At 67.2% G+C, this 7,520-nt stretch carries 7 protein-coding genes; 3 read left to right on the forward strand and 4 right to left on the reverse strand.

Features of this window, described 5'->3' with window-relative positions; genetic code table 11:
* From ACWDUA_RS19945 to ACWDUA_RS19960, 4 genes are all read right to left on the reverse strand, one after another.
* On the reverse strand, positions 1-852 hold the full coding sequence (locus tag ACWDUA_RS19945; RefSeq protein WP_449752740.1) for an MlaE family ABC transporter permease: 852 nt from the start codon (positions 850-852) through the stop codon (positions 1-3).
* Position 853: 1 nt separating this feature from the next.
* Positions 854-1,618: an MlaE family ABC transporter permease gene (locus tag ACWDUA_RS19950; protein WP_053776188.1), complete on the reverse strand. Its 765-nt coding sequence runs from the start codon at positions 1,616-1,618 to the stop codon at positions 854-856.
* A 95-nt stretch (positions 1,619-1,713) separates the two neighbouring features.
* Positions 1,714-2,607 carry a 3-oxoacyl-ACP reductase gene (locus ACWDUA_RS19955; RefSeq protein ID WP_449752741.1) on the reverse strand — a complete coding sequence of 298 codons (894 nt, stop codon included), beginning with the start codon at positions 2,605-2,607 and terminating at the stop codon, positions 1,714-1,716.
* 99 nt (positions 2,608-2,706) lie between these two features.
* Positions 2,707-2,898, reverse strand: coding sequence for a ferredoxin (locus ACWDUA_RS19960; protein ID WP_449752742.1), 192 nt, complete (start codon positions 2,896-2,898; stop codon positions 2,707-2,709).
* Positions 2,899-3,061: 163 nt separating this feature from the next.
* On the opposite strand from ACWDUA_RS19960, the gene ACWDUA_RS19965 reads away from it, so the two are divergent.
* The 3 genes from ACWDUA_RS19965 to ACWDUA_RS19975 are packed head-to-tail and all read left to right on the forward strand — an operon-like array spanning position 3,062 to position 7,006.
* Positions 3,062-4,294, forward strand: a complete 1,233-nt coding sequence (locus ACWDUA_RS19965) for an acyl-CoA dehydrogenase family protein (protein ID WP_449752743.1) — start codon at positions 3,062-3,064, stop codon at positions 4,292-4,294.
* Between the two features lie 33 nt (positions 4,295-4,327).
* Positions 4,328-5,464 (forward strand): acyl-CoA dehydrogenase family protein, encoded by a 1,137-nt coding sequence (locus tag ACWDUA_RS19970; protein ID WP_449752744.1) that lies wholly within the window; start codon positions 4,328-4,330, stop codon positions 5,462-5,464.
* A 9-nt stretch (positions 5,465-5,473) separates the two neighbouring features.
* On the forward strand, positions 5,474-7,006 hold the full coding sequence (locus ACWDUA_RS19975; RefSeq protein WP_449752745.1) for an AMP-binding protein: 1,533 nt from the start codon (positions 5,474-5,476) through the stop codon (positions 7,004-7,006).
* The last annotated feature ends 514 nt before the right edge of the window (positions 7,007-7,520 follow it).

Raw genomic sequence — 7,520 nt, forward strand, 5'->3', positions numbered from 1 at the left:
TCAGCCCGCCAGGTTGAATTTGCCGTCGGCGCCGTAGATGGCGAGCGAGGTGAGCAGGGTGATCACCACGACCACGACCAGCGAGGCACGCACCGCGTTGCCGACCGCGACGCCCACACCGACCGGGCCGCCGGTGGCGTTGTAGCCGTAGTAGGTGTGGATCAGCATCACCGCGATGGCCATGCAGATGGCCTGGACGAACGACCACAGGATGTCCGACGGGATGAGGAAGGTGTCGAAGTAGTGGTCGTAGACGCCCGGTGACTGGCCGTAGAGCACGACCGTCGCGAACCGGCTCGCCAGGAAGGATGCAAGCGAGGCCAGCGAGTACAGCGGGACGATCGCGATCATGCCGGCCACGATCCGGGTGCTGACCAGGTACGGGATGGACGAGATCGCCATGGTCTCGAGGGCGTCGATCTCCTCGCTGACCCGCATGGCACCCAGCTGTGCCGTCGCACCGGCGCCGATGGTGGCGGCCAGGGCGATTCCGGAGATCACCGGCACGGCGATGCGCACGTTGATGAAGGCGGAGAAGAAGCCGGTCAGGGCCTCGACGCCGATGTTGGCGAGGGAGCTGTAGCCCTGCACGGCGATGGTGCCACCGGTGAACAGGGTCAGGAAGCCGACCACGACGACGGTGCCGCCGATCATGGCGAGTGCGCCGGTGCCCATCGAGATCTCCGCGATCAGCCGCAGCGTCTCCTTCTTGTAGAGGCGCAGCGCGCGGGGGATGGCGACGATGCTGTCCCAGTAGAACAGCGCCTGGTCGCCGATCTGATTCCAGTCCTCGCCGGCGCGTTTGACCGCGACCCGCGCGGTCCGTAGGCGGGTGGTGAACGGAAGTACCATGTCAGCCCGCCGTCGCCTTCAGACCGACCGCGGTCACCACGACGTTGACCACGAACAGGGCCATGAAGGAGTAGACCACCGTCTCGTTGACCGCGTCGCCGACGCCCTTGGCGCCGCCTTTGACGTTGAGACCCTGGTAGCAGCCGACCATCCCGGCGAACAAACCGAACAGGGCGGCCTTGACCATCGAGATCATCAGCTCACCGAATCCGGTGAGCAGGGTCAGATTGGCGATGAAGGCGCCCGGATTGACGTCCTGCAGGTAGACGGAGAAGACGAAGCCGCCGCCGATACCGATGGTGCAGACCAGACTGTTGAGCAGCAGGGCCACTCCGGTGGAGGCGATGATGCGCGGGACCACGAGCCGGTGGATCGGATTGATACCGAGCACCTTCATCGCGTCGATCTCCTCGCGGATGGTCCGCGCGCCGAGATCGGCGCAGATCGCGGTGGCGCCCGCACCGGCCACGATGAGCACGGTGACGATGGGGCCGATCTGGGTGATCGTGCCCAGTGCGGCACCGGCCCCGGACAGATCCTGTGCGCCGATCTCGCGTAGCAGGATGTTCAACGTGAAACTCACCAGCACCGTGAACGGAATGGCGACCAGCAATGTCGGCACCATCGACACCCGGGCGATCGCCCAGGACTGCTCGACGGTCTCACGCCACTGAAAAGGTCGCCGGAAGAGCTCTCGAGCCGAATCGACGCCGAGCGCGACGAAATCTCCCACCCCGTCGAGGGGCCCCGCCAGCCTGTTCAGCACAGCACTCCTCATCCCTCGGATGTCATGCGCAACGTAAACACTCGACCGCACCATAGTAGGTCAGTTGACCCACTCCCCCCGGTTCGGTCTGCGACTCAACCGATCAGGTCGGCGGCGGAGAAGGTCCGCCGCGGATCGCGGTCGGCGAAGTGACTGCTCAGAACCTTCGCGAGATCCCCGGAGTCCCACGCGTCGCCGTCTGCGGTGAAGACCTCGTCGACCGTCGGCGCACGCATCACCATGACTCGGGGACCGTACACGACGAACACCTGCCCGGTGACCGAATCAGAATCCGGACCGGCCAGATAGGTCACGAGCCGCACGACATGCTCCGGCGAGAGCGGGTCGACCCCGTCGGCCGGGGCCTCGCCGAACACGCCCGCCGTCATCCCGGTGCGCGCCCGAGGGCAGATTGCGTTGGCGCGCACGCCATATCGGCCGAGCACCCGCGACGCCGACAGCGTCAGGGCGGTGATGCCGGCCTTGGCAGCACCGTAGTTCGCCTGCCCTTCCGGGCCGAGTAGGCCCGCCTCCGACGAGGTGTTGATGATCCGGCCGTAGACCGGCGCACCCCCTGCGGCCTTGGATTCTGAGCGCCAATGCGCGGCGGCATTTCGGGTGAGCAGGAAGTGTCCCCGCAGGTGCACCCGGATGACCAGATCCCAGTCGTCGTCGGTCAGGTTGAACAACATCTTGTCGCGGGTGATCCCGGCATTGTTCATCAGGATGTGCAGGCCACCGAGATCACCGGTCGCGGTGCGCATGATCTCGGTGGCGGTGGCGGCGTCGGAGATGTCGCCGGCCACCGGTACGGCGGTGCCTCCGGCCGCCCTGATGGTGTCGACGACGTCGCTGCGCTCGAGTGCGGACGCGAGGTCGTTCACGATGACCGTCGCCCCGTCGGCGGCCAGACCGAGCGCTTCGGCTCGGCCGAGTCCCGCGCCCGCCCCGGTGACCACCGCGACGCGCCCCTCCAACGATCCAGCCACTGCAAACCCCTATCCGAGAACCGGCGTGAACGAAAAACTAGAACTTGTTCTAACACGTTAGCCGGTTGCGGCGTCGAACCGTGACCGTTTCGGCGAAACTCACTCCTCGAGCGACAACGCCGACTTCGGGCAACTGGCGACCACCTGGTGCAGTTCCTCGATCCGGTCGGCGGGAACCTCTTCCTGAAGAATCACCAGGTAGTCGTCGTCGTCGAGATCGAAGATGTCCGGCGCCATCCCGACGCAGATCGCGTTGGACTCGCACAGGTCGAAATCGGCCCTGATTCGCATGGCAGCCACTCCCTCTCATTCCCCCCGCTGGTTGACGGGCTACACCAAACAGGTTAGAACGTGTTTCAGATATTGGCGAGTATCGACGCAGATCCAGCACCGCCCGATGCGCATCGACCCGCCGGCCCGACACACTTCTCGGCGACGATCACGGAGCCCCACGATGCGAATCGCATACACCGATCGACAATCCGCCCTGCAGACCGAACTGCGCAGCTATTTCGCGGGCCTGATGACCGAGGAACGGCGCGCCGCACTCGCCGGCGGCGACGGCGAACTCGGCGAGGGCGACGCCTATCGCGACGTCGTCCGCCAGATGGGCGCCGACGGCTGGCTGGCATTGGGCTGGCCGGAGGAGTTCGGCGGCCAGAATCGCTCGATGATGGATCAGCTGATCTTCACCGACGAGGCCGCGATCGCCGGGGCGCCGGTGCCGTTCCTCACCATCAACTCGGTGGCGCCGACCATCATGGCCTACGGTACCGACGAGCAGAAGGCGTTCTTCCTGCCGAGGATCGCCGCCGGTGAGCTGCATTTCTCGATCGGGTACTCCGAGCCGGAGGCGGGCACCGACCTCGCCGCGCTACGCACCACCGCGATCCGCGACGGCGACGACTACGTGGTCAACGGGCAGAAGATGTGGACCAGCCTGGTGCCCTACGCCGACTACATCTGGCTGGCATGCCGCACCGACCCGGCCGCGCTCACCCCCGAGGGCAAGGTCACCGAGGACAAGAGCGCCGGGGTCAAGAAGCATCACGGGATCTCGGTGCTGATCGTCCCCACCGCCAGTGCCGGCTTCGCCTACACCCCGGTGCACACGATGGCCGGCGTCGACACCAGCGCCACCTACTACACCGATGTCCGGGTGCCCACCACCGCGCTCGTCGGGCCGGAGGGCCGGGGTTGGGCGCTGGTCACCAATCAGCTCAACAACGAGCGGGTGGCGCTGTGTAGCGCCGCACCGATCCAGACCGCGCTGCGGGAGACCGTGGCCTTCGCCCAGCAGACCAAGACCGGTGACGGCAGCGCGCTGATCGACACCGACTGGGTCCGCCAGAACCTGGCGCGCGTACACGCCAAGGTGGAGTTCCTCAAGCTGATCAACTGGAAGATCGCCTCGGCTGCGGCGTCCGGCGGGGCGCCGAGCCCCGCCGACGCGTCGGCGACCAAGGTGTTCGGTACCGAGTTCGCCACGGAGGCATACCGTCTGCTTATGGAGGCGGTCGGCCCTGCCGCCACCATCCGCGCCGGCAGCGATCGTGCGCACCTGCGCGGCCGTCTCGAGCGGTATCAGCGGACATCGCTGATCCTGACCTTCGGCGGCGGCACCAACGAAGTGCAGCGCGACATCATCGCGATGCTGGCCCTCGGCCAGCCGCACCAGCGACGCTGACCCCGATAGTCTCTCAGATCTGAAAGAGCCATCATGGATTTCACCCTTGACGACGAGGCCGTCGCGCTGCGCGACCTGACCCGTGACATCGCCGGGAAGCTCTGTACCGACGAGCACATCGATCAACTCGAGGCCGCCGACGCCCCCTTCGACGACGTCCTGTGGCGTGAACTGGCCGCTGCCGGACTGCTGGGCGTGGAGGCCCCGGAGTCCTGCGACGGGCTGGGGCTGGGTATGGTCGAATCGGTCACCATCGCAGAGCAATTGGGCCGCCGGCTGTCCCGGGTACCGTTCGGCGCCCACGCCGTTGCCGCCACTCCGGTCATCGCCGCACACGGTACGCAGGCGTTGCGCGCCTCGGTGCTCGCTGCCGCGACCTCGGGTGCGGTGGTGATGGCGGTGGCACTCGAGGAGGACCTGGGCACCGACCCCCTGACCCCACACGCGCGGCTCCTCCACACCGACGACGGAGTGCGGCTGTCGGCGACCAAGGTGAACGTCGGATATGCCGACATCGCCGGCGCATTCCTGGTGAATGCGGTCGACGACGGCGGGGTTCATGCCGTGCTCGTGCCCGCCGACACCCCCGGCGTCACGGTGGTCCCCACCGCGGCCACCGGCAGCACCCCGGTCGCGATCGTCGAGTTCGACGACGTGGCCGTCCGCGCCGACGACATCCTCTCCGGCGGGGCCGCCACCGTGGCCGAACTGACCGACCGGATGACGCTCGCCGTATGCGCCGACCAGAGCGGCACCGTCGCACGAGCACTGGAGCTGACCGCGGCCTATGCCGCCGAACGTGAACAGTTCGGCCGGGCCATCGGATCGTTTCAGGCTGTGGCACAACGGCTCGCCGACGGCTACATCGACGCCCAGGGGTTGTCGCTGACCACCACCCAGGCCGCGTGGCGGTTCGCGCTCGACACCGAAGACGAGCACGGCCACGCTCCGAGCGTCCGCGTCGCGGTGCAGACCGCCAAGTTCTGGGCATGCGAGGCCGGCCATCGTGTGGCGCACACGGCTGTTCACGTGCACGGCGGCGTAGGACTGGACACCAGCCATCCGGTGCACCGATACTTCCTGCGCGCCAAGCAGAACGAGTTCACGCTGGGTTCGGCGCCGGTGACGTTGGCCCACATCGGTTCCGCGCTGGCCACCACACCCGCCTGAGCCGGCCCGATGACCATCCCGTTCACCTCCGCTGCGACGATCGGTTCCCTCCTCGACGTCCTCACCGACGTCGATGACCGCGGGGTGATGGGCGAGCACGGATTCTTGTCGTGGGCCGACCATCTCCGGTTGTCGCGGGTGCGCGGTGCGACCCTACGTGAACGCCTGGATTCCGCCCGCCCACCGCATGTCGGGGTGCTGCTCGACAATGTGGTGGAGTTCAGTGTCCTGGTCGCGGCGGCGTCGATGAGCGGTCTGGTGGTGGTCGGACTCAACACCACCCGGCGGGGAGCGGCACTCGCTGCCGACATCGTGCGGGCCGAATGCCAACTGGTGTTGACCGATTCCGACACCGCGGACCTTCTCGACGGGGTCGATGCGGGGGTACCGGTGCTCGACATCGCCGAGGCGGCACAGTGGACCACCCGTTCGGAGGTACTTCTCGACCACTGCCCCGAACCCGACGATCTCCTGATGTTGATCTTCACGTCCGGGACCACCGGCGACCCGAAGGCGGTGCGCTGTACCCAACGCACCTTCGCTTCGGCGGGAACCATGCTGGCCGAGCGATTCTCGATCAGCCCCGACGACGTCGTCTACCTGTCGATGCCGATGTTCCACTCCAACGCGATGATCGCCGGGTGGTCGGTAGCACTGGCCGGCGGGGCGTCGATCGCCTTGCGACGTACGTTCTCCGCCCGCGGCTTCGTCGCCGATGTCAAACGGTACGGAGTCACGTATGCCAACTACGTCGGCAAGCCCCTCAACTACGTCCTGGCCACCGACGCCCAGCCCGACGACGCCGGCACCCGGCTGCGGCTCGTCTACGGCAACGAGGCCCCGGCCGCCGATCGGGAACGATTCGCCCGTCGCTTCGGCTGCCGAGTGATCGACGGATTCGGTTCCACCGAGGGCGGTGTCGCGATCACCCGCACCCCGGAGACCCCGGAGGACGCTTTGGGCCCGCTACGCGCACCCACCGCGATCGTCTCCCCGGAGACCGGAGTTCCGGTGCCCACGGGTGAGATCGGTGAGATCGTCAATTCCGCCGGTTCCGGACTGTTCAGCGGTTACCACAACGACCCCGCGGCCACCGCCGAGCGGATGCGGGGCGGGATCTATCACACCGGTGACCTCGGCTGGGTCGACGACGCCGGCTACATCCATTTCGCCGGCCGTCTCGGCGACTGGCTGCGCGTCGACGGCGAGAACCTCGGCACCGGTCCGATAGAACGAATCCTGCTGCGTCATACACAGATCCGTCAGGCAGCGGTCTTCGGGGTGCCGGTGGAGATCGGCGACGAGATCGAGGCCGTGGTGGTGGTCGACGGAAGTCTCGATCCGTCGTCGCTGACCCGGTTCCTCGAGTCGCAACCGGACCTGGGCCCCAAGCAGTGGCCGCATCGGGTGCGCATCGTCGGTGCACTGCCGGAGACCGCCACATTCAAGACGGTGAAACGGCATCTCCGCGAAGCCGATCAGCCGCCGACGTGGGTGCGGGCGGGGCACACGTTCGCTCCGCCTGCGCCCCAAGGTGGTTGAACCCGGACTCCCCGGCGGTGCCGGCATCAGCCACCTCCGAGATGCTCGCGTTCCGACCTCGGCCGACAGAGGTTTCGACACGCCTCGTCGCTCCGCTCCTCACCGGCTCAACCACCAACTGCCACTCGATGATTGAGCCGGGGACCCCCACCGCTGATTGAGCCGGGACCGAGCTAAGCGAGGACCCGAGTCGAAATCCCCACACCATGCGCTGGGAGATGGTCACCACTTCTGAGGTGGTCACCTCCCGACGTCGGCCGACAGAGGTTTCGACACGCCTCGTCGCTCCGCTCCTCACCGGCTCAACCACCAACTGCCACTCGATGATTGAGCCGGGACCGAGCGAAGCGAGGACCCGAGTCGAAATCCCCACACCGTGCGCTGGGAGATGGTCACCACTTCTGAGGTGGTCACCTCCCCGACGTCGGCCGACAGAGGTTTCGACACGCCTCGTCGCTCCGCTCCTCACCGGCTCAACCACCAACTGCCACTCGATGATTGAGCCGGGACCGAC

This window comes from Gordonia sp. NPDC003376 (assembly GCF_053589235.1).